At 62.9% G+C, this 23,838-nt stretch carries 25 protein-coding genes; 12 read left to right on the plus strand and 13 right to left on the minus strand.

What is annotated here, in order from left to right; genetic code table 11:
* Window positions 1-21: 21 nt before the first annotated feature.
* On the plus strand, window positions 22-909 hold the full coding sequence (locus ACFQ95_RS00200) for an alpha/beta fold hydrolase (protein ID WP_422828771.1): 888 nt from the start codon (window positions 22-24) through the stop codon (window positions 907-909).
* A gap of 562 nt (window positions 910-1,471) precedes the next feature.
* Here the strand turns inward: ACFQ95_RS00200 and ACFQ95_RS00205 are convergent.
* Both ACFQ95_RS00205 and ACFQ95_RS00210 read right to left on the minus strand, forming a co-directional pair.
* The gene (locus ACFQ95_RS00205; protein ID WP_422828772.1) at window positions 1,472-2,896 is read right to left on the minus strand and encodes an FAD-binding oxidoreductase; all 1,425 of its coding nucleotides are present in this window, start codon (window positions 2,894-2,896) and stop codon (window positions 1,472-1,474) included.
* Window positions 2,897-2,918: 22 nt separating this feature from the next.
* The gene (locus ACFQ95_RS00210) at window positions 2,919-3,329 is read right to left on the minus strand and encodes a DUF2069 domain-containing protein (RefSeq protein ID WP_422828773.1); all 411 of its coding nucleotides are present in this window, start codon (window positions 3,327-3,329) and stop codon (window positions 2,919-2,921) included.
* A gap of 21 nt (window positions 3,330-3,350) precedes the next feature.
* Between ACFQ95_RS00210 and ACFQ95_RS00215 the strand changes: the two genes are divergently transcribed.
* Window positions 3,351-4,607: a YihY family inner membrane protein gene (locus ACFQ95_RS00215; protein WP_422828774.1), complete on the plus strand. Its 1,257-nt coding sequence runs from the start codon at window positions 3,351-3,353 to the stop codon at window positions 4,605-4,607.
* An 11-nt stretch (window positions 4,608-4,618) separates the two neighbouring features.
* On the opposite strand, the gene ACFQ95_RS00220 is transcribed toward ACFQ95_RS00215, so the two are convergent.
* From ACFQ95_RS00220 to ACFQ95_RS00230, 3 genes are read right to left on the minus strand one after another with little or no spacing between them, the layout of a single operon-like run.
* Window positions 4,619-5,296: a phosphatase PAP2 family protein gene (locus ACFQ95_RS00220; RefSeq protein WP_422828775.1), complete on the minus strand. Its 678-nt coding sequence runs from the start codon at window positions 5,294-5,296 to the stop codon at window positions 4,619-4,621.
* Window positions 5,297-5,329: 33 nt separating this feature from the next.
* Window positions 5,330-6,157, minus strand: a complete 828-nt coding sequence (locus tag ACFQ95_RS00225) for an alpha/beta fold hydrolase (RefSeq protein ID WP_422828776.1) — start codon at window positions 6,155-6,157, stop codon at window positions 5,330-5,332.
* Window positions 6,154-7,461 (minus strand): O-acetylhomoserine aminocarboxypropyltransferase, encoded by a 1,308-nt coding sequence (locus tag ACFQ95_RS00230; RefSeq protein ID WP_422828777.1) that lies wholly within the window; start codon window positions 7,459-7,461, stop codon window positions 6,154-6,156. Before ACFQ95_RS00230 ends, ACFQ95_RS00225 begins: the two co-directional genes overlap by 4 nt.
* A gap of 195 nt (window positions 7,462-7,656) precedes the next feature.
* On the opposite strand from ACFQ95_RS00230, the gene ACFQ95_RS00235 reads away from it, so the two are divergent.
* Window positions 7,657-8,112: a CBS domain-containing protein gene (locus ACFQ95_RS00235; protein WP_422828778.1), complete on the plus strand. Its 456-nt coding sequence runs from the start codon at window positions 7,657-7,659 to the stop codon at window positions 8,110-8,112.
* 80 nt (window positions 8,113-8,192) lie between these two features.
* Here the strand turns inward: ACFQ95_RS00235 and ACFQ95_RS00240 are convergent, their stop codons facing one another.
* Together ACFQ95_RS00240 and ACFQ95_RS00245 are read right to left on the minus strand one after the other, a co-directional pair.
* Window positions 8,193-9,173, minus strand: a complete 981-nt coding sequence (locus tag ACFQ95_RS00240) for a Bug family tripartite tricarboxylate transporter substrate binding protein (protein WP_422828779.1) — start codon at window positions 9,171-9,173, stop codon at window positions 8,193-8,195.
* Between the two features lie 10 nt (window positions 9,174-9,183).
* Window positions 9,184-10,311: an adenosine deaminase family protein gene (locus tag ACFQ95_RS00245; RefSeq protein ID WP_422829215.1), complete on the minus strand. Its 1,128-nt coding sequence runs from the start codon at window positions 10,309-10,311 to the stop codon at window positions 9,184-9,186.
* 145 nt (window positions 10,312-10,456) lie between these two features.
* Here ACFQ95_RS00245 and ACFQ95_RS00250 point away from each other — a divergent pair, with 145 nt between their 5' ends.
* Window positions 10,457-11,428 (plus strand): LysR family transcriptional regulator, encoded by a 972-nt coding sequence (locus ACFQ95_RS00250; RefSeq protein ID WP_422828780.1) that lies wholly within the window; start codon window positions 10,457-10,459, stop codon window positions 11,426-11,428.
* On the opposite strand, the gene ACFQ95_RS00255 is transcribed toward ACFQ95_RS00250, so the two are convergent.
* Window positions 11,425-12,645, minus strand: a complete 1,221-nt coding sequence (locus tag ACFQ95_RS00255) for a polyhydroxyalkanoate depolymerase (protein ID WP_422829216.1) — start codon at window positions 12,643-12,645, stop codon at window positions 11,425-11,427. The genes ACFQ95_RS00250 and ACFQ95_RS00255 overlap by 4 nt on opposite strands.
* Window positions 12,646-12,824: 179 nt before the next feature.
* Between ACFQ95_RS00255 and ACFQ95_RS00260 the strand changes: the two genes are divergently transcribed.
* Entirely contained in the window at window positions 12,825-13,481 is a 657-nt protein-coding gene (locus ACFQ95_RS00260) for a glutathione S-transferase (RefSeq protein WP_422828781.1), read from the plus strand.
* 143 nt (window positions 13,482-13,624) lie between these two features.
* On the opposite strand, the gene ACFQ95_RS00265 is transcribed toward ACFQ95_RS00260, so the two are convergent.
* Window positions 13,625-14,047, minus strand: a complete 423-nt coding sequence (locus tag ACFQ95_RS00265) for a cupin domain-containing protein (protein WP_422828782.1) — start codon at window positions 14,045-14,047, stop codon at window positions 13,625-13,627.
* A gap of 109 nt (window positions 14,048-14,156) precedes the next feature.
* Here ACFQ95_RS00265 and aroC point away from each other — a divergent pair, with 109 nt between their 5' ends.
* Window positions 14,157-15,251: a chorismate synthase gene (aroC, locus tag ACFQ95_RS00270; protein WP_422828783.1), complete on the plus strand. Its 1,095-nt coding sequence runs from the start codon at window positions 14,157-14,159 to the stop codon at window positions 15,249-15,251.
* 161 nt (window positions 15,252-15,412) lie between these two features.
* Here the strand turns inward: aroC and ACFQ95_RS00275 are convergent, their stop codons facing one another.
* Both ACFQ95_RS00275 and ACFQ95_RS00280 read right to left on the minus strand, forming a co-directional pair.
* Window positions 15,413-15,772 (minus strand): hypothetical protein, encoded by a 360-nt coding sequence (locus ACFQ95_RS00275; protein ID WP_422828784.1) that lies wholly within the window; start codon window positions 15,770-15,772, stop codon window positions 15,413-15,415.
* Between the two features lie 137 nt (window positions 15,773-15,909).
* Window positions 15,910-16,245: a hypothetical protein gene (locus tag ACFQ95_RS00280; protein ID WP_422828785.1), complete on the minus strand. Its 336-nt coding sequence runs from the start codon at window positions 16,243-16,245 to the stop codon at window positions 15,910-15,912.
* 105 nt (window positions 16,246-16,350) lie between these two features.
* Between ACFQ95_RS00280 and ACFQ95_RS00285 the strand changes: the two genes are divergently transcribed.
* Window positions 16,351-16,656: a hypothetical protein gene (locus tag ACFQ95_RS00285; RefSeq protein ID WP_422828786.1), complete on the plus strand. Its 306-nt coding sequence runs from the start codon at window positions 16,351-16,353 to the stop codon at window positions 16,654-16,656.
* A gap of 49 nt (window positions 16,657-16,705) precedes the next feature.
* Here ACFQ95_RS00285 and ACFQ95_RS00290 read toward each other — a convergent pair whose 3' ends face one another.
* Window positions 16,706-17,896: a GGDEF domain-containing protein gene (locus ACFQ95_RS00290; RefSeq protein WP_422828787.1), complete on the minus strand. Its 1,191-nt coding sequence runs from the start codon at window positions 17,894-17,896 to the stop codon at window positions 16,706-16,708.
* A 218-nt stretch (window positions 17,897-18,114) separates the two neighbouring features.
* The gene (locus ACFQ95_RS00295) at window positions 18,115-19,065 is read right to left on the minus strand and encodes a LysR family transcriptional regulator (RefSeq protein ID WP_422828788.1); all 951 of its coding nucleotides are present in this window, start codon (window positions 19,063-19,065) and stop codon (window positions 18,115-18,117) included.
* Between the two features lie 92 nt (window positions 19,066-19,157).
* Between ACFQ95_RS00295 and ACFQ95_RS00300 the strand changes: the two genes are divergently transcribed.
* The 5 genes from ACFQ95_RS00300 to ACFQ95_RS00320 all read left to right on the plus strand — a co-directional run bounded on the left by ACFQ95_RS00300 (window position 19,158) and on the right by ACFQ95_RS00320 (window position 23,748).
* Window positions 19,158-20,120 carry a hydroxymethylglutaryl-CoA lyase gene (locus ACFQ95_RS00300; protein WP_422828789.1) on the plus strand — a complete coding sequence of 321 codons (963 nt, stop codon included), beginning with the start codon at window positions 19,158-19,160 and terminating at the stop codon, window positions 20,118-20,120.
* Entirely contained in the window at window positions 20,117-21,277 is a 1,161-nt protein-coding gene (locus ACFQ95_RS00305; protein WP_422828790.1) for a CaiB/BaiF CoA transferase family protein, read from the plus strand. Before ACFQ95_RS00300 ends, ACFQ95_RS00305 begins: the two co-directional genes overlap by 4 nt.
* A gap of 39 nt (window positions 21,278-21,316) precedes the next feature.
* A complete protein-coding gene (locus ACFQ95_RS00310) occupies window positions 21,317-22,312 on the plus strand; it encodes a tripartite tricarboxylate transporter substrate binding protein (protein ID WP_422828791.1) in 996 nt (331 codons plus the stop codon).
* Window positions 22,313-22,510: 198 nt separating this feature from the next.
* Window positions 22,511-22,861 (plus strand): hypothetical protein, encoded by a 351-nt coding sequence (locus ACFQ95_RS00315; protein ID WP_422828792.1) that lies wholly within the window; start codon window positions 22,511-22,513, stop codon window positions 22,859-22,861.
* A gap of 59 nt (window positions 22,862-22,920) precedes the next feature.
* On the plus strand, window positions 22,921-23,748 hold the full coding sequence (locus ACFQ95_RS00320; RefSeq protein WP_422828793.1) for a TorF family putative porin: 828 nt from the start codon (window positions 22,921-22,923) through the stop codon (window positions 23,746-23,748).
* Window positions 23,749-23,838 lie beyond the last annotated feature (90 nt).

The raw sequence follows: 23,838 nt of genomic DNA on the forward strand, positions 1-23,838 counted from the left end.
ACTTTCAACCAGGTTTTTGTCATGTTGCCCACCTCTCTCTACATCCCATGCGCGGGTTATGAAATCCACGTGACCGAATGGGGCGCGGCCGACGCCCCGGTGGTGGTGGCATGGCACGGCCTGGCGCGCACCGGGCGCGACATGGATGCTCTGGCCGAACATCTGGCGTCACGCTACCGCGTCATCTGCCCGGACACCTTGGGCCGTGGCTTGAGCCAATGGAGCAGGGCACCAGCCGTGGAATACACACTGGCGTTTTATGCCAAGTTGGCGGCCGATCTGTTTGAGCAACTGCAGATCGACAGTGCACATTGGATAGGTACCTCGATGGGCGGCGCCATTGGCACGGTGTGTGCGGCGGGCTTGCTGCAGCCGCAGCTTAAAACACGCATCCGCAGCCTGCTGCTGAACGACAACGCGCCCGAGCTGGCCGAAGCCGCACTGGCGCGCATTCGTGGTTATGCGGGTGCGCCGCCGGCGTTCGACACGGTGCAGGAACTGGAAGCGTTTTTCCGCGTGGTCTACAAGCCTTATGGCTGGCTCAGCGACACCCAGTGGCGCCTGCTCACCGAGTCGTCCACGCGGCGTTTGCCCGATGGCCGCGTGACGCCGCACTACGACCCGGCGATGGTGCAGCAGTTCACCCACCACAGCAATGATTACCTGATCTGGGACCACTACGATGCCTTGGCGCTGCCGCTGCTGTGTTTGCGCGGGGCCGAGTCGGACTTGGTGTTGCCCGAGGTGACGGCCAGGATGCTTACGCGTGGGCCCGGGGCCAAGGGCCTGGCGCAGGTGGTCGAGGTGGCAGGCTGTGGGCATGCGCCAGCACTCAACGTGCCGGAGCAGTTTGCGCTGGTGACGGACTTTCTGATGCAGGTGGAGTCTGCTGAAGCTGGGGCTGCTTAGTGCCTTGGGATTATTGATTTACGCCGCTGGCCGGGGGGCGCCCCTGTTTCGCCTGATGGGCGAGTAACTTTTCTTGTGCGTACAAGAAAAGTCACCAAAAGAAAACGCCCCTACTGCCGGCGTCCCTTCGCTGCGCGAAGGGCAACCTGCGGTGCGCGGGTTCAACGGGGTCTGGCGCAACTCGCTGCGCTCAGACATGCCCCAGCCCTGATCCGTTGAACCCTGTGCTCCTCGGCACCGGCAGAAGGGGGATTGGTCCGGCTCGCTGCGCATCGCCAGAAAAAAGGGCCGAGCGCAGCGATGGCTCGTGTTGGTTTTCATTTCCCCTTCTAGCTGCGCCTGCGATGGGTGATGTGGGCGGGATCAGGGCTGGGGCATGTCTGAGCGCAGCGAGTTGTGCCAGACCCCCGGCCACTTCGCCCAGCGCAGGTTGCCCGTAGCGCAGCGGAGGGTCGCAGATAGTGGGGTCGCCTTTTCTTGCTGACTTCTTTTGGCGAAGCAAAAGAAGTCAGTCGCCCGCCGGGGCGAGACCCGGCCGACAGCGCCAATGACCGTCCCAGGCTTAAACCTCCAGCACCCGCCCCGGATTCAAGATGTTCTGCGGATCGAGCGCGCCCTTGATCGCGCGCATCATCCCAAGTGCTACCGGCGACTTGTGCTTCAACAGCTTGTGCCGCTTGAGTTCGCCCACGCCATGCTCTGCAGAAATGGAACCGTCAAACGCCTGTACGGCGTCGTAGACGATGGTGTTCACGTTCTCTTCCTGCTCGCGCAAAAACACCTTGGCATCGCCCTCGGCGGGCGCTTGGATGTTGTAGTGCAGGTTGCCATCGCCCAAATGGCCGAAGTTGACAAAGCGCACCCCGGGAATGGCCGCCGACAAAGCCGCATCGGTGTGCCGCACAAACTCGGGAATGCGCGACACCGGAATGGAGATGTCGTGTTTGATGTTCAAGCCTTCTTCGGCCTGCGCGAGGGTGATGCTCTCGCGGATGTGCCACAGGTTGTGCGCCTGGGTCAGGTTCTCGGCCACCACGGCGTCAGTGACCACGCCTTGCTCCAGCGCGGATTCGAGCAACTGTTCGAAGCGGCTGCGCGCGTGGTCTTCCGATTCGCTGTCGGAGTTTTCCAGCAGCACACACCAGGGTGTGTCCTTCCACAGTGGCGTGCGTAACTGTGGATAGTGCTTGTCGACCAGGCTCAGCGCAAACTGCGCCATCACTTCAAAACCGGTGAGGCCTGCGCCCAGTTGCTGGTGCGCCAGGCCCAGCAGCGTGACCGCATCTTCCAATGACGGCACGGCGGCCCAAGCCGTGAGCTGCGCGGCGGGCTTGGGGTACAGCTTCATGGTGGCGGCGGTGATGATGCCCAGCGTACCCTCGCTGCCGACAAACAGATCGCGCAGGTCGTAGCCGGTGTTGTCCTTGCGCAGGCCGGACAGGCCTTCCCAGATCTCGCCCTGCGCAGTGACCACTTCCAGGCCCAGGCAGAGTTCACGTGCATTGCCATAACGCACCACCTGTGTGCCGCCGGCGTTGGTCGCCAGGTTGCCGCCTATGGTGCAACTGCCCTCGGCGCCCAGGCTCAGCGGAAACAGAAAACCGGCGTTGTCGGCGGCGGTCTGCAGGTTTTGCAGCACACAACCGGCCTCCACGGTAATGGTCAGGTTGCCCGGGTCTACCTTGCGCACGGCGCTCATGCGCTGCAGGCTCAGCACCACCTGGCTGCCAGTGTTGTCGGGAATCGAGCCAACCACCAGGCCGGTGTTGCCGCCCTGCGGCACGAGTGTGACCTTGGCGGCCGCGCAGGCCTTGACCACGGCTGCCACCTGCTCGGTGCTGCCGGGGCGTACCACGGCCAGGGCCTTGCCGCGTGTGCGTTTGCGCCAGTCTTGTTCCCAGGCGCCCAGGTCGGCCTGCGGGTCGTCGTGCGTCAGCACATTGGCGGCGCCAACGATTTGGCGCAGGGTGTCTAAAAGAGCTGTCATGGTGAGAGGTCTGTAGAGAGGATTAAGGGGTGACCGTGGCGCTGGCTGCGGCGGCAGAGACTTTGGCGTTGTGTAGACGCAGGCGCACGTGCAGCGCGCAGGCGACAAACAAGGCCAGGCAGAGCAGCACTTCGAGCAAGGCCAGTCCGGCGCTCAGGCCCTGGTCGCTCCAGGCGCGCACCACACCTTCGGTGAAGTACAGCCAGATCAGCAGGCTGAGCCAGCGGTAGGTGTACATGCGGCTCTTCAGCAGGCCGGCCAAGGGTATGCACAGTGGTAGCACTTTCAGCGCCAACCACGAGCCACCGGGGCGTATGGGCGCGAGCCACAGCTCCCAGGCCAGGCCCAGCACGATCAGGCCCAGCAAGCTGGCCACGGCGACGTGGCGGGTCCAGGACACGGTGGTGTTCGCGGTGTTGTCGAGAGTGTTCATTGCGGTGGCATCATAGCGGCCATGTTTCAACCCCTGCGTCAAGGTTTGGCAAACCTGTCTTCCCGTGTCGAGCAAGTCTTCAAGGATCTGGCCGAGTTCCCGTGGCGCACCACGGCCCACACACTGCGTGAACGCTTTCGCGAAGACCAACTGGGCCTGACCGCCAGCAGCCTGACCTTCACCACTTCGCTGGCGCTGGTGCCGTTTTTCACGGTGGCACTGGCGGTGTTCACGGCCTTCCCCATGTTCAGCCAGGTGCAGCAGGTGTTGCAGCGCTGGCTGGTGCAAAGCCTGATACCGGACAGCATTGCGCGCCAGGTGTTGGGCTATTTGACGCAGTTCTCCTCCAAGGCCAGCAAGCTCGGCAGCGTCGGCCTGGCGGTGGTGCTGGTCACGGCTTTGGCGCTGATCTTGACGATTGACCGTACGCTCAACCGCATCTGGCGCGTGCGCCGGCCGCGCCCCCTGGGCCAGCGGGTGCTGATCTACTGGGCCGCCATCACCTTGGGGCCGCTGCTGCTCGGGGCCAGTCTGCTGTTGACCTCGTATGCGGTATCGGCATCGGGCAGCGTGGTCGGTAGCCTGGAAGACGGCGTCAAGCTGCTGCTGGGCGCCTTGCAGTTTGTCATTCTGTGCGCCAGCATGGCGGCGCTGTTCCACTACGTGCCGAATACCCGCGTGCGCTGGCGGCATGCGCTCACCGGTGGCGTGTTTGTCGCCATCGGCATAGACCTGGCCAAACGTGCACTGACCCTTTATGTGGCCTCCGTGCCCACCTACTCGGCGGTGTATGGGGCGTTCGCCACACTGCCCATCTTGCTGATCTGGATCTACACCGCCTGGGTGATTGTGCTGCTGGGGGCGGTGGTGGCGGCCTATCTGCCGAGCCTGACTTCGGGTGTGGGGCGGCGACCGAGTGCTTACGGTTGGCATTTCCAGTTGGCGCTGGAGACGCTGCAGCAGCTCCATGCTGCACGCCAGGCCGGAGAACATGGCCGCACCGGCACCCAGGTGGCGCAGGCCTTGGGGGTGGATCTGCTGCAATTGGAGACGGTGTTCCAGACCCTGGCCGTGCTCGACTGGGTGGGCAAGCTAGATGAGCTGGAAGATGGCACTGGCCCGAGCCAACATGAGCCACGCTACGTGTTGCTAGCCGATCTGGATACAACGCTGCTGGCTCCCCTGGCGGAACGCTTGTTGCTGGCCGACAGTCTGCGGCTCGAGAACTTATGGGAAAACAGCCGTTTGCGCACCATGTACCTGCGTGAGGTGCTCTGAATTTGCTAGCTTCAGTTGGCTTGGCTAGCGGAATTGGCCGGCGCCTTATGTAAGTCATGGCGCGAAAAAGGCGCGGTGCGCCCGGCCAATCCTACGGCCAATTCCGTCACCATGGTGTGGGTACGTGTGGGCGCCGCAAACCCCGGCATCAGCACCAGCCAGCCCGCGACGCCGAGCATCGCCCAGCGCCATTTGGCCGGGCGTTGTGGCAAGTGGCCCACGAGCCACAGCGTGCAACCGCTGGCCGCAGCCCCCAGCACAAAGCCGGCAATCACTTCAGACCACGAATGGGCATGCACCGCCACGCGGCTGCAGGCGATCAAGGCGGCCAGCAGGTAGCCCGCCAGCACCGGGAGCACCGGCAGCGCCAGCGGGCGCTGTGGGGGCTGGCGCCCGCTGGCGAGGGAGAACGCCAGTACCGGGTAGATGGCCGCCGAAAACATCGCATGGCCGGAGAAACCCGTGAAGTCCAGCGAGGCCAGGCCCAGGCCCCAGCCAATAAACATCAGCTTGGACATCGACGTGATGAGCGCCGCAATGCCCAGTGGCAGCAGCCATGCCAGGGCCAGGCGCCACGAACGGCCCACGGCCAGCATCCACAGCGCCAGGGCCGTGGCCACGGGCCACAGGATGCCGATTTCACCCAGGCGGGTGAACCACAAGATGCATTGGTACCAGGTCAGATCCATCGATGGATTTTACGAAGTGCCGGAAAACCCCCGCTATTTGCCGGCGCTGAGCAGAAAGGCTTTTAACGCCGCCAGGGTTTCATCGGGCGCTTCCGACATCTGGTGATGGCCTACCGGCAAGTGCTCGACCCGCACCGTTTTGCCGTTGGCGCGGGCGGTATCGACCAGGGCTTGTGCTGCCTTGGGCGGCGTCATCTGGTCCAGGGTGCCGAGCAGGAACAACACCGGGCACCTGATGGCGGAGACGGCTGCCTCGGCGCCTGCATAGTCGTTACACGCCTTAAAGCCGCGATGGAATACGTTCACCTTGCTGTTGCTCGCTATCACGCGCTTGCCCAGGGCCATGCTGGCGCCGTAAACCCAGGTGCCGGGGCCCAGCGCCGAAGGCGGGGCGGCCAGGGTGCTGCGTGAGAACACATTGATCATGGTGAGCGCCTTCAGGGGTTCGCTCAACGAAGACTCGAGCAACGCGGGTGAAACCTTCATGGGAGCGGCGGTGCCGATCAGCACCAGGTGGCTCACGCGGTCTTTTAAGCGTGCGGCGGCTTCCAGTGCAATGAGTGAGCCCCAGCTGTGGCCTACCAAAGCGGCGCGCTCTGCGCCCGCGGCGTCGAGCAGGGCCGAGATGAAATCGGCTGCAGCTTCGACGCTGGCCGGCGCGTCACCCGCGCTGCGGCAGTGGCCGGGCAGGTCGACCGCCAGCACGTTCCAACCGTGGTTGGCGAGGTAGCGGCTTTGCAGTATCCAAACGCTGTGGTCGTTGACCACGCCGTGTATGAACACCACCGTGGGCTTGGCGGCATCAAAGGTTTTGCCGGCGCTGTAGCAGAAGGTCTCGAACCCGTTGACGATGAGTTTCATGCGGCTTTCTCCGCGGCTTTGAGGGCGCGCTGCAGGTCGTCGATCAGGTCGTCGGCGTCTTCCAGGCCTATGCTCAGGCGAATCGTGCCCTGGGTGATGCCGGCGCCCGCCAAGGCCTCGTCAGTCATGCGGAAATGTGTGGTGCTGGCCGGGTGGATGACCAGGCTGCGGCAGTCGCCCACATTCGCCAGGTGGCTGAAGACCTTCAGCGTCTCTATGAACTTCTTGCCTTGTGCGCGGTTGCCTTGGAGGTCGAAGCTGAACACCGAGCCGGCGCCGCGCGGCAGCAGCTTTTGCGCGAGTTTGTGGCTGGTGTGGCTTTCCAGCAGCGGGTGGCCGACGCGGCTGACAAACGGCTGTTTGGCGAGGAACTCGACCACGCGCTGGGTGTTGCGCATGTGGCGCTCCATGCGCAGCGGCAGGGTCTCCACACCTTGCAGTATCAGCCAGGCCGTGTGCGGGCTCATGCAGGCGCCAAAGTCGCGCAGGCCTTCACGCCGGGCGCGCAGCAAAAAGGCGCCCACGGTGCTTTCTTCGCTGAACACCATATTGTGGAAACCGTCGTAGGCCTGGGTCAGTTCGCTGAAGCGGCCCTTGGTGCGCGGGCCTTCCCAGTCGAAACTGCCGCCGTCCACCACAATGCCGCCAATCACCGTGCCATGGCCCGAGAGGAACTTGGTGGCCGAGTGGTAGACCAGGTCCGCACCCAGGCTCAGCGGCTGCATCAGCCACGGCGAGGTGAGGGTGGAGTCGACCAGCAGCGGCACACCGGCTTCATGCGCGATCGCCGCAACGGTGGGAATGTCCAGCACGTCCAGCCCGGGGTTGCCCACGGTTTCGCCGAACAGCAGCTTGGTGTTGGGGCGTATGGCGGCACGCCAGCCGTCGATGTCGCCGGGTTTGACGAAGCTGGTTTCGATGCCAAAGCGCCGCATGGTGTAGTGCAGCAGGTTCTGCGAGCCGCCATACAGCGCGGTGCTGGCCACGATGTGTGATCCGGCGCCCATGAGTGTGGCCACGGTTAAATGTAATGCCGCCTGGCCGCTGGCCGTGGTGATGGCGCCAATGCCGCCTTCAAGCGCGGCGACGCGCTGCTCCAGCACGGCGTTGGTGGGGTTGCTGATGCGTGAATAGACGTGGCCCGCACGTTCCAGGTTGAACAGCGCGGCGGCGTGGTCACTGGACTCGAAAACAAACGAGGTGCTGAGATGGATGGGGACGGCACGGGCGCCCGTGGCCGGGTCGGGGGCGGCACCTGCGTGTAAGGCCAGGGTGTCGAATCCTGGGTCTGCATAACCGGGCATGGGTTTGTCTCCTCAGTTGTTGTCATCACGCTGTCACAGCGGGCCGCGATGGTGTTCAAATTGCGCCGAGTGTCACTCCCTGTTGCGCAATCTGCTTGAATCCGGCGGCTTCAGGGCGAAAACTGTTTATGGTCCGCTTATTGTGGGCTATATTGACTGGACCCCTTAGATTCGATAGCCCAGAGGAGACCCACCATGAAAGTCAGCGACATCCTGCGTGTGAAAGGCAACACGCTCTATACCGCCAGCCCGGATGAGCCTTTGGCCAATGCTGTGAACGTGATGGCCGAGAAAGACATTGGTTCGTTGGTGGTCATGGGCCACGGCGATCTGGTCGGCATGTTGACGTTCCGCGAAGTGATTCTGGCCATCGTGAAAAACGGTGGCGCCATTGGCAGCACCCTGGTGCGCACCGCCATGGATGACCATCCCCTGACCTGCAGCGCCGAGACCGACCTGGACGAAGTGCGCCGCATGATGCTGGACCGCCATGCGCGTTACATGCCGGTGATGAACCAGAAGATGCTGATGGGGGTGATCAGTCTGTACGACGTGGCCAAGGCCGTGGTGGACAGCCAGAACTTCGAGAACAAGATGCTCAAGGCCTACATCCGCGACTGGCCTTCTTCGGAAGACGAGCCCGCCAACTGATAACGTCTGCAAGAAAAAGCCCGCTCGAGCCTATGGCTCCAGCGGGCTTTTTTTGTGCCGGCGTGGCGCCGCCGGTGGTTTTATTCCTTGATGTTGGCGGTTTCCACAATCTTCTTGTTGCGGGCGTATTCAGCCTTCACAAACGCAGCAAACTGCTCTGGTGTGCCATTGCCGGCAATCGCGCCTTGCTCGGCCAGCTTGGTTTTGACCTCGTCGGTCTTCAAGATCTCGTTGATTTCGTGGTTCAAGCGCGTGACCACGGCCGCCGGGGTCCCGGCAGGCGCAAAGATGCCCATCCAGCTATTCATCACATAAGCCTTGGAGCCCGGCATCTCGGCAAACGTCGGCACCTCAGACAGTATCGGCAGGCGCTTGTTGTCGGTGATGCCCAGGGCTTTCACGCGGTGCGCCTTGATGTGCGGGATGGCGCTGGTGCCCGAGAGCATGGCCAGGTCGACCTGATTGCCTATCACGTCGGTGGCGATTTGCGCGCCGCCACGGTAGGGAATGTGCGTGACGTGGATGCCGTTCTGCTCTTTCAGCAGCTCCATGGCGAGTTGCAGTATGGTGCCTATGCCGCTGGTGGCGTAGTTGTACTTGCCTGGTGAAGCCTTGGCCAGCTTCACAAAGTCGGCAAAGTTCTGCACCGGCAGGCCGGGGCGGGCGACCAGCACCATGGGCGCTGTGTTCAGCAGGGCGACCGGGGCCAGGTCGCTCAGCGGGTCGTACTTGAAGGCCACGGGGTTGACCAGTTTGCCGATGACGATGGGGCTGTCCGGCCCCAGCACCAGGGTGTAGCCGTCCGGCGCGGATTTGACGACCTTGCCTACGCCAATGGCGCCACCAGCGCCTACCGTGTTGTCGACCACCACGGTTTGTTTTATGCGGTCTTCGAGCTTGTTGGCGATCAGGCGGGCGGTGTAGTCCACGCTACCACCAGCGGAGAACGGCACCACCAGGGTGATGGGTTTGGCGCTGGGCCAGGCCGTGTCGGCATGGGCGGCAGGCAGGGCGGCTGCCAGCAGGGCGGTGATCAACAGGGGGAAGTTGCGGCGGCGCATGGTGTGTCTTTCAGAGCGAACGGGCGGGGGAGGGGGGTGAAATGGCGTACGGGGTATGGGCCAGCGTGGTGGTCAGCAGATCGAATTCAGCCGACCAGGCGCTGGCCCAGGCTTGGCGGGTGGCGTCGTCTATCCAGGCTGCGGCCAGGCCGTTCAGCATCAACTGGCGCAATGCCGGCACATCGAAGCCGAAGTTGACCACCATCATCAGCCAGGCCTGGGTGGGGTTCACCAGGTGCAGCGTAGGGTCGTCGGTGTTGGGGTGCAGCGCCAGGCCCAGCGCGGCCATCTGGCGAATCGGATGGACCTGCGCCCAGCGCTCCGGCGCCAGCGTGCGCAGGTAGTAGGAGTTGGTCGGCACTACCGTAAAGACCGTGCCGCGCTCGGCATGGGTGCGGGCGAGGCTGGGGTTGTCGACGATGGTGTAGCCGTGGTCGACGCGGTCGACCAGGAGCTCGTCCAGCGCCGTGCGCACGTTGTGCCAGGGCATGCCGAACTCGCCGGCATGGGCGGTGGTTTTCAGGCCCATTTCCCTGGCCAGTGCGTAGGCCTGGGCAAAAAGCTCTGGTGGACGGTCGTTCTCGCGGTAATCGATGCCTATGCCTATGGCTTCGGGCACGGGGTGGGCCTGCATCCACTGCACCATCTCCAGCGCGGCCTCGGGGCTGGCCTCGCGGTCTATGCTGGGGATGATGCGGCCGATGATGCCGAACTGGGCTTTGGCGTCGCGTACGGCTTGGGCGATGGCGTCCACCGCGGGCGCGTAGGCGATGCCCGACACCTGTGCGGTGCCGGTGGGGTTCCAGAAGAACTCGGCATAACGCACGTTGTGGCGTGACGCGTCTTCCAGGTATTCGATGGTCAGCCGGTACAGGTCGGCCGGTGATTGGATGAGCAGCGCGTCTAGCGCACGCAACACACGCAGCACACCCACCGGCTTTTCGCCGCGCACGTAGAAACTCTCCACTTCTTCCAGCGACAGCGGAAAGTTCTCGCGCCGCACCAAGTCTTCGAGTGTGCGGCGGCGCACGGTGCCGAACAAATGGCAGTGCAACTCGGCCTTGGGCATGGCCTGGATGAAGTCGGTCAGCGCCGCGAGGTGCGGGACTTGGGCCGCTGCGCTGGCGCCGTCGAGCATGTTGAAGGGCTGGGCGCACAGCGGCGGACGCAGAGCGAAAACCTGGGGTGAAGACAGTGCCATAGGCACAGTCTAGGAAGGCCGGGCTGATAAAGATAGTTTCAAATTTCTATAATTCCATTCATCCAATTGATAAAGGCCAAGCGTGAGCATCAACCCCTTGCGTGCGTTGACGATGCGCCACCTGCAGTGCTTCACGCTGCTGGTGGAAGAGCGCCACTTTGGCCGCGCCGCTGAGCGCCTGGGCATCACCCAGCCCGCGCTGAGCAATGCCATCAAGCAGTTGGAGCGCATCGTGGGGGCCCAACTGCTGCGGCGCTCCACGCACCAACTGGACGTGACCGAGGCCGGTCTGCAACTGCTGGAGCGTGCGCAGTACCTGGTCCACACCTTTGATACCACCCTGGCCGACATGGACAGTGTGCTGCGTTCGGGGCGCGCACGTATCCGTGTGGGCACCATGCCGTCGGCCAGCACCTTGATGGCCAGTTGTATGCAGGGCTTTCAACGCGAGGTGTCGGGCACGGTTGAGTTTTCACTGGAAGATGGCTTGTCCGACGAACTCGTGGCCCGCACGCGTACTGGTCAACTGGATGTGACGCTGACCGCCGTGCTGGAGCCGCCGACCGGCCTGGTCAATGTGCCGTTGCTGGAAGACCCGGTGGTGCTGGTGACTCGCCGCGATCACGTTTTGGCAGCGCATGCCGAGGTCAACTGGCGGCAGGTCAGCGGCCAGCGGCTGGTGGTTTTTGCCGCAGGCAGCATGCCGGCGTTGGGTGACGTGGTGCTGGCCCAGTTTGGCCACGCCGGGCCGAATGAAAAAGCCGGTGCACCGGCAGAAGAGCCATTTCGCGTGCACCACCTTGAGACGCTCTACAGCATGGTACGCAGTGGCCTGGGAGTGGGCTTGCTGCCGCAGCTCTACACCACCACCCTGCGCGATCCGGCCCTGGCCGTGATCCAGTTGCGCCGGCCGCGCCTGCACCGCACGGTGTCGCTGCTGTACCGCAGCGGGGTGATGCGGAATGCGCAGGTGGGTCAGTTCATAGCCTACCTGGAGGCCCAGTTACCACATCTGCCGCATCTGCCGCAACTGCAGCACATGCCCGGAAATTAAGCTTGTGAAGCGTGGATCATGTCGCGCACACGCGGATAGATCTGCTGGTTCCACTTGCGCCCGCTGAACACACCGTAGTGCCCCACGCCGGTTTGCACGTGGTGGGTTTTGCGGTAGGCACGCACGCTGGAGCACAGGTCGTGTGCGGCGACGGTCTGGCCTATGGAGCAGATGTCGTCGCGCTCGCCTTCCACCGTCATCAGCGCGGTGCGGCGTATGGCGGCGGGGTTGACGGTGCGGCCCTTGTAGGTCAGCACACCGCGTGGCAGGTCATAGGTCTGGAAGACTTTCTCCACCGTCTCCAGATAGAACTCTGCGGGCAGATCGTTCACCGCCAGGTATTCGTCGTAGAACACCCGGATGGTGGTGGCCTTGTCCAGCTCGCCTTTCACCAGGTGTTTGTACATGTCCTTGAACTGCTGCTTGTGGCGCTCCAGGTTCATCGACAGGAATGCGGTCAACTGCACAAAGCCGGGGTAGACACGGCGCATATGGCCGGCGTGTGGCCATGGCACGTGGCTGATGAGGTTCTTCTCAAACCATTCAATCGGCTTGCTATTGGCAAGTTCGTTGACACCCGTGGGGTTGACGCGGCAGTCCACCGGGCCGGCCATCAGCGTCAGGCTGGCGGGTTGGGCCGGGTTGTCGTCTTCGGCCATGATGGCCGTGGCCACCAGGGCGGCGACACAAGGCTGGCATACCGCCACCACATGGCTGCCGGGGCCGATTTTCTCTATGAACGAGATCATGTATTCGGCGTAATCGTCGAGGCTGAAGCCGCCGTGTTGCAGCGACACGTCGCGGGCGTTATGCCAATCGGTGACGTAGACGTCGTGGTCGCGCAGCAAGGTGCGTGCGGTGTCGCGCAGCAGGGTGGCGAAGTGGCCGGAGAGTGGCGCCACCAGCAGCACCTTGGGTTGCTCGGTGTCCGATGCGGGCAGATCACGCCTGAAATGCAGCAAGCTGCCGAAAGGACGGCTCATCACCACTTCTTCGGTCACGGCGACTTCTTCCTCGCCCACCATCACGCTGGAAATGCCGTAGCCGGGGCGGCTGTGTGTCAAGCGCATGCGTGAATAGACGTCGCAGGCGGCGGCAATCTGCCGCACGGCAGAGTTCTCGGTGCCGGGGAACCAAAAGCTGGCGCTGAGGCTTTGGGCCATCAGGCGCAGCGGCGACGTAAGGTCGGACTGGAGTTGATAGGCCTGATAGAGCAGCATCTAAGCGTTCCTGTTTTTTCTTTTAGCCCAAAGGAACGAGCAAGTTGCGGGCCAGAACCTGTTGGCTTTGCCAGTGGCTATCCCTTTGGTGACTTTCGGCTGGCCATGCCGGCCACGCCGTTGGCACAGCCCTTGCTCAACGGCAAGTGCATACAACGATTAAAGAGGAGCATCACATGGCCAAGGCTGAACTCACGATAAGCAGCAAAAACTATGGCGCTTGGGCTTTGCGGGGTTGGTTGATGGCCAAGCTTGCGGGTCTGGAGTTTGTCGAGCGCGTGGTGCCGCCAGACGATCCGGCGATGAAGGCCGAGATGTTGCTGTTGTCGTCGTCCATCCTGGTGCCTTCGTTGCTGCACAACAAGGTGAAGGTGTGGGACACGCTGGCGATTGGCGAATACTTGAACGAGATCAAACCCAAAGCCGGCTTGTTGCCGGCCGATGTGGCCGCAAGAGCGCATTGCCGTGCGGTCTGCGGCGAGATGCATTCGGGCTTTTCATCGCTGCGCGCGGCGCTGCCTATGAACCTCAAAGGGCATTTCCCCAATTACAAAATCTGGTCGCGGGCGCAGGCCGACATCGACCGCATCGTCGACATCTGGAAAGAATGTCTGAGTGTTTACGGTGGCCCCTTCCTGTTCGGCGCACACCCCACCATGGCCGATGCCATGTATGCCCCGGTGGTGACGCGTTTCTTGACTTACGACGTGAAGCTGGAGCCGGTGTGTGCGGCCTACTGCAAGCGCATCATGGCGCTGCCCGCAATGCAGGAGTGGGTCGCGGATGCGCAGCAGGAGCCTGAGGAAATCGACGAACTGGACGCGGAATTCTGAAACACCCCCAGGCTTGCCCACTGCGTGTGGCCGCCAACCCCCTTGCAGGGGGCGGCATCTGCGGCCTGGCAAAGTCAGTTCCGCGATACCCTCGCGTGGATACCGGGATAGCCGTTTAGGGGGCTTTTTTGCCGCCTTCGGGATTATTTCCAGGGGGTAGATGGGGGAATTTCGCAAGCCGGTTCGCAATCGATGGATTTGAAATCGGCGGGAGAGACGATCTCCAGATATTCCATGTCGGGCGAGTAGTCGAACAGGTAGTGGCGGATGCCGGGGCGTTGGTGCACACAGTCGCCGGCTTGCACCAGGGTCTCCTTGTCTTCGTACATGAAGCGCGCCCAGCCCTTGATCATGATGACAATCTGGAAATCTGCCTCGTGGCGATGCCAGCCTGTGCCCTTTTCTGGTGCCATATTGGCTTTAACCAGGTGCGCGATGACTTTACCGTGCGTGGCCTCGGCAATGCCCAGGTCGCGGTAGAGGAAGAAGTCGCGCAAGCCGCCGGAGACGTAGTCCGTGTCTCCTGGCTTGATATGCGAGAACTGGGTGGCGGTGCGGTCCAGCATGGCTATCTCCTTGGTCAAAAGGGTGCATCTCACGAGGGGTGTTCAGCGCCAAGCATGAAACGTTCCCGAGCCAGCAAAGGGTGGTCGGCGCTGGGCGATAATCCGGCGCATGAGCGGCAATACCTTCGGAAATCTCTTCGCTGTCACCAACTTCGGTGAATCCCATGGTCCAGCCATTGGCTGCGTGATCGACGGCTGCCCCCCGGGCATGGCCTTGGCCGAGGCCGACATCCAGCTTGAACTGGACCGTCGCCGCCCAGGCACCAGCCGCCACGTCACCCAGCGCAACGAGCCCGATGCGGTGGAGATTCTGAGCGGCGTGTATGAAGGTAAGACCACCGGCACACCCATAGCGCTGTTGATCCGCAATGCCGACCAGCGCAGCAAGGACTACAGCGCCATCGCCCAGTCCTTCCGCCCCGGCCATGCCGACTACACCTACTGGCACAAGTTCGGCATCCGCGACCCACGGGGTGGTGGGCGATCCTCGGCGCGCCTGACGGCACCCACCGTGGCCGCTGGCGCCGTGGCCAAGAAGTGGCTGTTTGAAAAGTACGGCACCGTGTTTCGCGGCTGCATGACCCAGGTGGGCGACTTGGAGATCCCGTTCGAGAGCTGGGAGCACGTGCCGAACAATCCGTTCTTTGCCCCCGTGGCCGAGGTTTCGGCGCTGGAGGATTACATGGACGCGCTGCGCAAGGCCGGTGATTCCTGTGGTGCGCGTATCCGCGTCACCGCCAGTGGTGTGCCCGTGGGCCTGGGCGAGCCGCTGTACGACAAGCTGGATGCCGACATTGCCTTCGCCATGATGGGCCTGAACGCGGTTAAGGGCGTGGAGATCGGCGCCGGTTTTGCCAGCGTGGCGCACCGTGGCAGCATGCATGGCGACTCCATGACGCCGCAAGGCTTCAGGACCAACCATGCGGGTGGGGTTCTGGGTGGCATCAGCACCGGCCAGGACCTGGAAGTGTCGATCGCCATCAAACCTACAAGCTCCATCATCACGCCGCGAGAATCCATCGATGTGCTGGGCCAACCTACGGAAGTGGTGACCAAGGGCCGGCATGATCCGTGTGTCGGCATCCGCGCCACGCCCATCGTCGAGTCCTTGCTGGCGCTGGTGGTGATGGAGCATGCGTTGCGCCAACGCGCGCAGAACGCCGACGTGCACCAGCCCGTCGGGCCCATTCCAGCTTCCATGTAAGCGGCTATGTAAGCGTTTTGGGGGTGGGGATGGCCGGTGGATCCTTGGGCGCTTTGTTGTCCGGGCAAGCCGCCAACAGTGCCAAGGCGCAGACCATGCAGCCCAGTCTGGCGAAGATTTTCATGCTGTGTCTCCTGCAGCGGCCGCTGGTCGCGGCCGGTTCACTTTATCGGTTGAACGGCAGTGGGCGGGCGCTTCACCACCGGCTTGCCGCCTTCCGGGTTGTCTTCTGCCTTGCATTCAAATGTCAGCTGATAAGGCCCTGTGAGCGGCGCCTTGCCGGTTTCGGTCACCTGCATGGCGCGGCCTTTGTCGGCGCAGAAGGCATCGGCCTCGGACATCGCTAGTGTGCGACTTTCTGCAGGAACACCCAAGCTGCCGCGTGCAGTGATCTGGTAACTGTTTTGGCCCAAATCGACAATGCCGCTGCTTTTAGGTGTTATGCCGCAAGCACTCAGTAGCATGAAAGCGGGCACACAGACGGATAAACAAAAACACCGCGAAAAGCGCGGGGTGCGCAAGAGTTGTGTCGCTTTGTATGGCTTCAATGGACGAGGCGAGAGTGGCTATGAAGCCCAGTATGTGAGCCGCAGCACAAGCTGTCACGCAAACGCCGGTCATTTGCGTTGCTGTCCTACGCTCAGAGCAAATCGGGCATTCAGCGCGGTGCAACTGTAGGCGCGTTGCGGCGGCTACACGCAGCAGCCTCGCGCTGTTGCTGTTCGCGGTAGGCCGCGTCGGTGAGCCACACCATATTGGACCAGCGGTCTTGCCCGCCCGCGCACAAGCCTATCTTGTAGCCTATGCGGTAACCGGGACAGTGGCCCTCGCGTTTGCCGGTGGACGGGCAACTGCTGTAATTCTGGAATTGGGCCTTGGCACTGGGTTCTGGCGCAGTCCGTCCGGAGGCCAGGGCTGCTGCGGACGTGGCCAGGGCCAGGAATGCACAAACCAGGGCTGTGCTGCGTTGGGATGTGTGCAAAGCGAGAGTCATCAAATTTCCTGAGCTGCCAAGTGTAGAAGCTGCAGATGCCGCCCATGTTTCCAGCTTTTTTGATGCTAATATTACTGTGTATATAAACAGTATATGGAGGTCATCATGGAAGTCGTCGACAGCATTTATTCCGTCGCCCTGTGCGACTACCCCGGGCTGCCCGAGCGTGAGCGCATGATCGCAGAGATGCGTTACGCCAAGGTGCTGGAGCGCCAGTGCGGCGGCCCCGATGGTGTGGTGGCGACGCTGCGCACCATCCAGCATCTTGAAGATGCGCCACCAGACGAACTCTCGCCCGAGGAGCTGGCCTGTGTCCGGCTATGGGGCAAGGCTGCGGTGGCTGCGCGTCTGGCGGCCTACCAAGGCTTGGGCGAGTCTGAAACCGCTTACTTCGATGTGCGCATAGACTGAATCTGCGCGATGGACCTGTATCGGTTTTTGTTCAGGCGCTCAGGCCGTTTTAGCCTGCGCTGAAGCTGCGAACGGTGTCACGCCCGGCCTGCTTGGCGCGGTAAAGTGCCTGGTCCGCCTGTTCATTGCCTTTTTGCCATGCTCGCAGGCTGCTGCAGCCAGGCGAGAGGCCTATGCTGACCGTACATGCCACGGGCGCAGTGCCATCGGCGGTTCGCAAGGGCAACTCGCGCACGCTTTGGTTTAAACGCCTGGCCAGCATCAGGGCCATGTCCTGCGGCTGGTGGGTTTCTTCCACGCAGCCGATCAAGAATTCTTCACCGCCAATGCGCGCCACAAAATCGCCGGCCCGCAGTTGTGCGTTCAGCGTCCTGGCCACGGCCTGCAGGACCTTGTCGCCCGTGGCGTGGCCGTAGGAATCGTTGATCTTCTTGAAGTGGTCGATGTCGACCAGCAGCGCGGTCAACGGCGGTGCATCGCGCCGCGCAAAATGCCGCGCCACAACTTCGTCCAGGCCGTGGCGGTTCAAGACACCCGTGAGCGCATCGCGTGTGGCCAGATCGGCCAGTTGCCCGTTCAACCTGAGAAACAACATCCAGATCAAGGTCAAGCCCACCACTACAGCGGTGAGCGAGGCATAGATATAAAAAACCTGGGCCAGCAGGCCATCAAACGCAACGTCTATGCCGTCCAGGCCTATGTCCCAGGCGCGCAACAGGGTCAGCAGCGCCAGTCCGCCCAGCAGTGTGGTCAATAGGCGCAGCGGCGCGCGCAGAGGCTGTGCTTGGCTGGCGCCGCCGTGGCGCAGCAGAATCCAGGTCATCAAGAGATACATGCTGCCAATCGCACTGTTCAGCACCACGTGGCGGGCCGACGGGCTGATGCACAGCGCCGCAGCGATTTCCGCGCCAAACATGGCCGCCCACAGGGCCAGCACAAGTGGCCAGCGCAACACCGGGCGACCGACGAAATCGCGCACACCGTCCTTGAACAGCAAGACCGCGAACAGCATCAAGCCGTCGCCCGCCAGAGCACGCAGATCGAGCACTTCCAGTCCACCAAACAAGCGGCCCAGATAGGCCATGCCGAACAGCGAGCTGGCGATCCACCAACGCCCCAGTCCGGGGGCATTGGGCATCAGCCGCCAAATCAGAAACATCAAACCGCCACTGCCCACCAAATGGATCGCCAGCATGACGATGACAGTGAACGGATCCATGGCGGGAGAGGGGCTTTGCATGGCTGCATTGTCTGCGCTGACGGCGGCGTATTGCGGAACATGGCGGGATATGGCGGACCGCAAGCCCTGGATGCAGTCGGTAAGCGTAGCCCGATAAGCTTGTAAACAGCTGCGCGCCCCATCGGGGGTAGGCGCTGCATACATTGCATCAAGCCACGGGGCTGGTCTGTTGAGCGCTGTACGGTGAAATCATGAGCAGTATCAGAAATGAGAGCACCTCATGCTCGCGACTTGTGCGTAGAGGGTGTTTTTTTCTTCAGGTTTTTTTGCTGCGCTGCACGGCCTTCCAGATGCGCCAGCAAGAGCCTAGCCGCGGGCGATAGGGCTGCGGCATCGCGAAAACAAATTGCAAACTGGCGTAACGCCCAGGCATCGGTCAGGGGTACGACACGCAGCCCCGCGCCGCTGCTTGCGGGGTCTACCGTTTCGCGCGGCACCACGGCAATGCCCAGGCCAGCGCGCACGCAGCGTAGCGAGGCATCGAAGCTGGACACCACGGCGCGGTAGTTCAGCGGCTGGCCGATGATGGCGGCAGCCCGGATCAACATGCTTTGTACCGCCGTGGTGGCGGGCAGGCCTACGTGTTCATAGGCCAATGTCTGCGCAAAGCTGCACGAGGGCAGGGCGGCAATCGGGTGCGAGGCGTGGGCCACCACCGCCAGGTGGTCGCGGCGGTAGGGCCGGGTTTGCAGGCCCGCCAGATCGGCGGCGTCCCAGCAGACACCTAGTGCCGCCGTGCCCTCGCGTAGCGCACGCACCAGGTCGCGGCTCAGGCTTTCTTCCATGTCGACGCGAATTTCCGCGTGTGCCCGGTCTTGCAGAAAGCTGGCAATGTCGTCCGGTAAAAACTCGGCGATGGACGATACCGAGGCGAGCATGCGCACCTGGCCTTTCACGCCGCGCCCGTAGGAGGCCATGTCGCGCGCCAGGCGATCGGCCCCGGCCAGCATGCCGCGTGCGTGCTGCAGCAGCATGTCGCCCGCATCCGTGGGCACAACGCCCCGGCGCTGGCGTTGCAGCAGCGGCACGCCTACGCTGTCGGCCAGTTGCGCCAGGCGCTTGCTGATCGCCGAGGGCACCATGTGCTGCAACTCGGCCGCGCGCGCGATGCTGCGCGCCTCGCACACCGCCACAAAAAGCCGCAGGCTGGTGATGTCCAGGTCGCGCATGAAGTTCCAAATGGGAATGTTGGGCGTTCCATATTAACGCTTTCAATCCGTTATGGAATCTCTAAAGTGAGGTCACTGAGGAGATGCCACGAATGAACGCGATTGCGTCAACTGAAAAACCAGCCTTGCCGCGCCAGGCCGTGATACGCGAGGTGGGCCTGCGCGACGGCCTGCAAAGCCTTGCCACCATCCTGCCCACGCCGCATAAGTGCGAGTGGATACAGGCCGCTTACGCCGCCGGCCAACGTGAGATTGAGGTTGGCTCGTTTGTGCCGGCCCGCCTGTTGCCGCAACTGGCCGACACGGCCGAGCTCGTGGCCTTTGCCAAAACGCTGCCCGGCCTGTTCACCTCGGTGCTGGTGCCCAACCTGCGTGGCGCTGAAGCGGCCATCACCGCGCAGGCCGATCTGCTGTTGGTGCCGCTGTCGGCCAGCCACGCACACAGCCTGGCCAATCTGCGCAAAACGCCAGACGAGGTAGTGGCCGAGCTTGCCAAGATCCGCGCCACACGTGATGCGGCGGGCAGCAAAACCTTGATTGAAGGTGGTGTAGGCACAGCCTTCGGCTGCACCCTGCAAGGCCGCGTGGAACCCGCTGAAGTGCTGCGGCTGCTGCAGGCGCTGCTGGACGCGGGCGCCGACCGCGTGAGCCTGGCCGACACCGTGGGTTATGCCGACCCGGCCCAGGTGCGCAGCTTGTTTGCCCAGGCGCGCCAACTGGCGGGCGAGCGTTTCTGGTGCGGCCATTTCCACGACACGCGTGGCCTGGGCCTGGCGAATGTGCTGGCGGCGCTCGACGTGGGCGTCACGCGTTTTGACGCCTGCCTGGCCGGCATTGGCGGCTGCCCGCATGCACCCGGTGCCAGCGGCAACGTCAGCACCGAAGACCTGGCCTACATGCTGGCCAGCATGGGTATTCACACCGGTTTGGCCATCGACCAACTGTTGGCGCTGCGTGCGCGTGTGGCCGGCTGGCTGGCCGGTGAAACCTTGCACGGCAGCTTGTGGCGTGCCGGTCTGCCACGCACTTTTTCCGAAGAGAACACAAACCTATGAACCCACGCTCTGTTGACACCCCACGCGCCTTGCCCTTGGAAGGTGTGCGTGTGCTCGAATTCACCCATATGGTGATGGGCCCCACCTGCGGCATGATCCTCGCCGACCTGGGGGCCGAGGTCATCAAGATCGAGCCGCCCGGTGGCGACAAAACGCGCAAGCTGCCGGGCCTGGGCATAGGCTTTTTTCGCAGCTTCAACCGCAACAAGAAAAGTGTGGTGCTGGACATCACCACCGAAGAAGGCCGCGCCACAGCGACCGAACTGGCAGGCGCTTGCGACGTGGTGCTGGAGAACTTTCGCCCGGGGCTGATGGCCTCTTTCGGGCTGGACTACGCCAGCTTGTCGGCACGCTTTCCAAAGCTGATCTACGTATCGCACAAAGGCTTCTTGCCCGGCCCTTACGAGAACCGGCTGGCATTGGACGAAGTGGTGCAGATGATGGGCGGCCTGTCTTACATGACCGGACCCAAGGGCCGCCCGCTGCGCGCAGGCACCTCGGTCAACGACATCATGGGCGGCATGTTTGGCGCTATTGGCGTGCTGGCCGCGCTGCGCGAGCGCGAGCGTACCGGCCGTGGGCAGGAGGTGCAAAGCGCCTTGTTCGAGAACTGCGTCTTCCTCTCGGCGCAGCACATGCAGCAATATTCGATGACCGGTGAGCCGCCACCGCCCATGCCGTCGCGCGTCTCGGCCTGGAGCGTGTACGACGTGTTCACGCTGGCCGGCGGCGAGCAACTGTTCATAGGTGCCGTGAGCGACAAACAGTTTTTGACCCTGTGCCGCGTGCTGGAAAGGCCAGACTTGGCAGAAGACCCGACTCTCGCCAACAATGCTTTACGCGTGGCCGTGCGGCCCGCCTTGCTGCAGCGGCTGGGCGACATCTTGCAGCAGCACCGTGTGAATGAGCTCGCGCCCAAGCTCGAAGCCGCAGGTATTCCGTACGCGCCCATCATGCGGCCCGAGCAGTTGCTGGACGACCCGCACCTGCGCGCCAGCGGCGGTCTGGTGCCCATGACCACCGACGATGGTGGCACCACCGACGTGGTGCTGCTGCCGTTGACCATGGGTGGCCAACGGCCCGGCGTGCGCAGCCCCTTGCCTGCGGTGGGCGAGCACACCGAAGCGGTGCTTTCAGAATGGTTGGGCCGGCCTTAATACCGAGCCTCAAGTAATCAAAAAGAAGGAGACAAAACCATGAAGACAACCACGCAGACCAGAAAATTTCAATCCTCCACGCGTTGGCTTTCAGCCGCGTTGCTGGCCGCAGTGGCCAGCACCACGGTCATGGCCCAAGCGGTAGACCGCCCCGTGCGGGTGATCCTGCCCATCAGTGCGGGCTCGGGTGTGGACGGTATCGCCCGTGCGGCCGCGCCTGCGTTAGGCAAAGCCTTGGGGCAGCCTGTGGTCATCGACAACCTGCCCGGCGCGGGCGGCCTTACCGGTGCCTCGGCCTTGGCCAAGGCCGCGCCCGATGGCATGACCCTAGGCATACTGTCGAACAACCACGTCATCAACCCCAGCGTGTTCAAGAAGATGCCGTACGACACGCTGACCGACTTCACCTACATCAGCGTGGTGGGTTCCACACCCTTGGTGATTGTGGTCAACCCGGCCAAGGTGCCCGCGCGCACGGCGCAGGAGTTGATTGCGTTGCTCAAGGCCAAACCCGATGCCTACAACTATGGTTCATCGGGCAATGGCACCATTTTGCAGTTGGGCATTGCGTCGTTCCTGGACATGGCGGGTGTGCAAGCGCGGCACATTCCGTACAAAGGCACAGGCCCCATGGTCACCGACCTGATTGGTGGCCAGGTCGACTTTGGCATGGTGGCCTTGCCCGCGATTGCCGGGCACCTGAAGAGCGGCGCGCTGGTGGCCATAGGCGTGGGCAGCAAGACCCGCGCAAGTGCCGCGCCCGACATCCCCACCATCGCTGAGCAAGGTCTGCCGGGCTACGAGGCCGAAGGCTGGTTCACCGTGGCCGCGCCACCCAAGCTGCCCGCCGCGCAGGTCAAACGCATCCACGACGCCGTGGTCGCCGCCTTTGCTGCGCCCGATGTGAAAGAGGCCATGGCCAAACAAAGCAACACCATCAACCCGAGCACACCCGAGGCGGCGACTGCGCAAATCAAGGTGGAGGTGGTGAAGTACGCTGATCTGGTGAAGAAGTCGGGCCTGACGGCGGAGTGAGGCTTTAGTGAGGCTTTAGTGAGTATGGGGGCTGTTGCTCGCGACCAAACGGTCTTGCCCGTGGTTTCGCGGTCTAGCACCGACAGGGTGTCTTGATATTTTTTTTGCGGCCGCAGGCTTTGTTTAAAGCCCGTTTTTACAGCGTCATTTTTAAGCTTCTCTCCTCGTGATTTCATTCGAAAGCACGTTGGAGAAAAGATGAGTTGGATGTTGTTTCAGCAGGTGCTCCAGGGCACCGAATCTGCACACCGCGCGCACGCCCAACGCCGCGCGGCCCCACGTTTCCAATGGATGACGGTCACCGTCGATGCCTGCCACGCCCACCTCGTGCGGCGTGCTGTGGCGGCATGCGCGCAAGCGGTAATTGAGCGCTGCGCACCACAGAAAGACCACCGCGTTCGGCTGCTGATCCGCTTCGATGCGGGGCATGCGGCTGACGTCATGCACGAGGTGCTGCGCAGCGTGCCCAGCGGCGAGGTGGGGTGTGTTGTCAGCGGTATGCCGCAAAGCACGGCCTCCTTTTTCTCGTCCTCTCTCGTCCCTCATTGAGCCCTTGCTCGTTCCTGTTTGTTCTTGCTTGATCCCTTGATTTTTCTATGACTCCTTTTGTGAAAACCTCTTCAGCGCTCGCTTTGTGGTCCGCCGTTTTTTGTGTTGCCTGCGCCCATGCGCAAACCGCGACGACCGACGCCGCGGCCTCTGAGCACAGTCTGACCGGCAACCTGGCGCTCGTGAGCGACTACCGCTTTCGTGGCATCTCCCAAAGCTGGGGGCGCCCTGCGGTGCAAGGCGGCTTTGACTACAGCCATGCCAGCGGCTGGTATCTTGGCAACTGGAACTCCAGCGTGTCCGCCAACAGCTACAACAACGGCGCGAGCCTGGAGGCAGACCTGTACGGTGGTTATCGCTTTGAGCCTGCGTCTGGCGTGCTTGTTGACCTGGGCGCGCTGCGTTACATCTACCCCAGCGCACGCATGAACAGCGCGCCGGCCACGCCATCAGGCCAGAAGTACGACACCACCGAGCTGTATGCGGGCGCCACCGTGGGCGGTTTCAATGCCAAGCTCTGGTATGCGGTGACAGACTACTTCGGCCTCAACGGCAGCAGTGCGGCTTATGCCTTCTACAGTGCCTTGCCCGACAACGGCAGCTCACGCGGCACGAGCTACCTTGAACTCAACTACAACCTGGAGTTGGGCGACGGCTATGCCCTGGCCTTGCATGCAGGGCACACAGCGGTGCATGGCTACAGCGCGCTGTCGTATAGCGACTACCGCGTGGCCTTGTCCAAGACCTGGGCGGGCCTGAACTTCAGCGCCGCCGTGGTGGGCACGGATGCCGAGAGCCGTTATTACCAAGTGGCCAACTCAGCGGGCCAGGATGCGCGCCGTGTGGGAAAGACGACGGCCTTGCTGTCGGTGGGCAAGACATTTTGATGTTGGGTTCCTGATGTTGTGCATCACGCGCCCGGACACGGTGCGTGATGCAAAGTATTGTGAAGCTCTGTTGGAAAACCAGCGTGAATG

The organism is Variovorax sp. HJSM1_2 (assembly GCF_049316285.1).
Taxonomy (GTDB): domain Bacteria; phylum Pseudomonadota; class Gammaproteobacteria; order Burkholderiales; family Burkholderiaceae_C; genus Rhodoferax_B.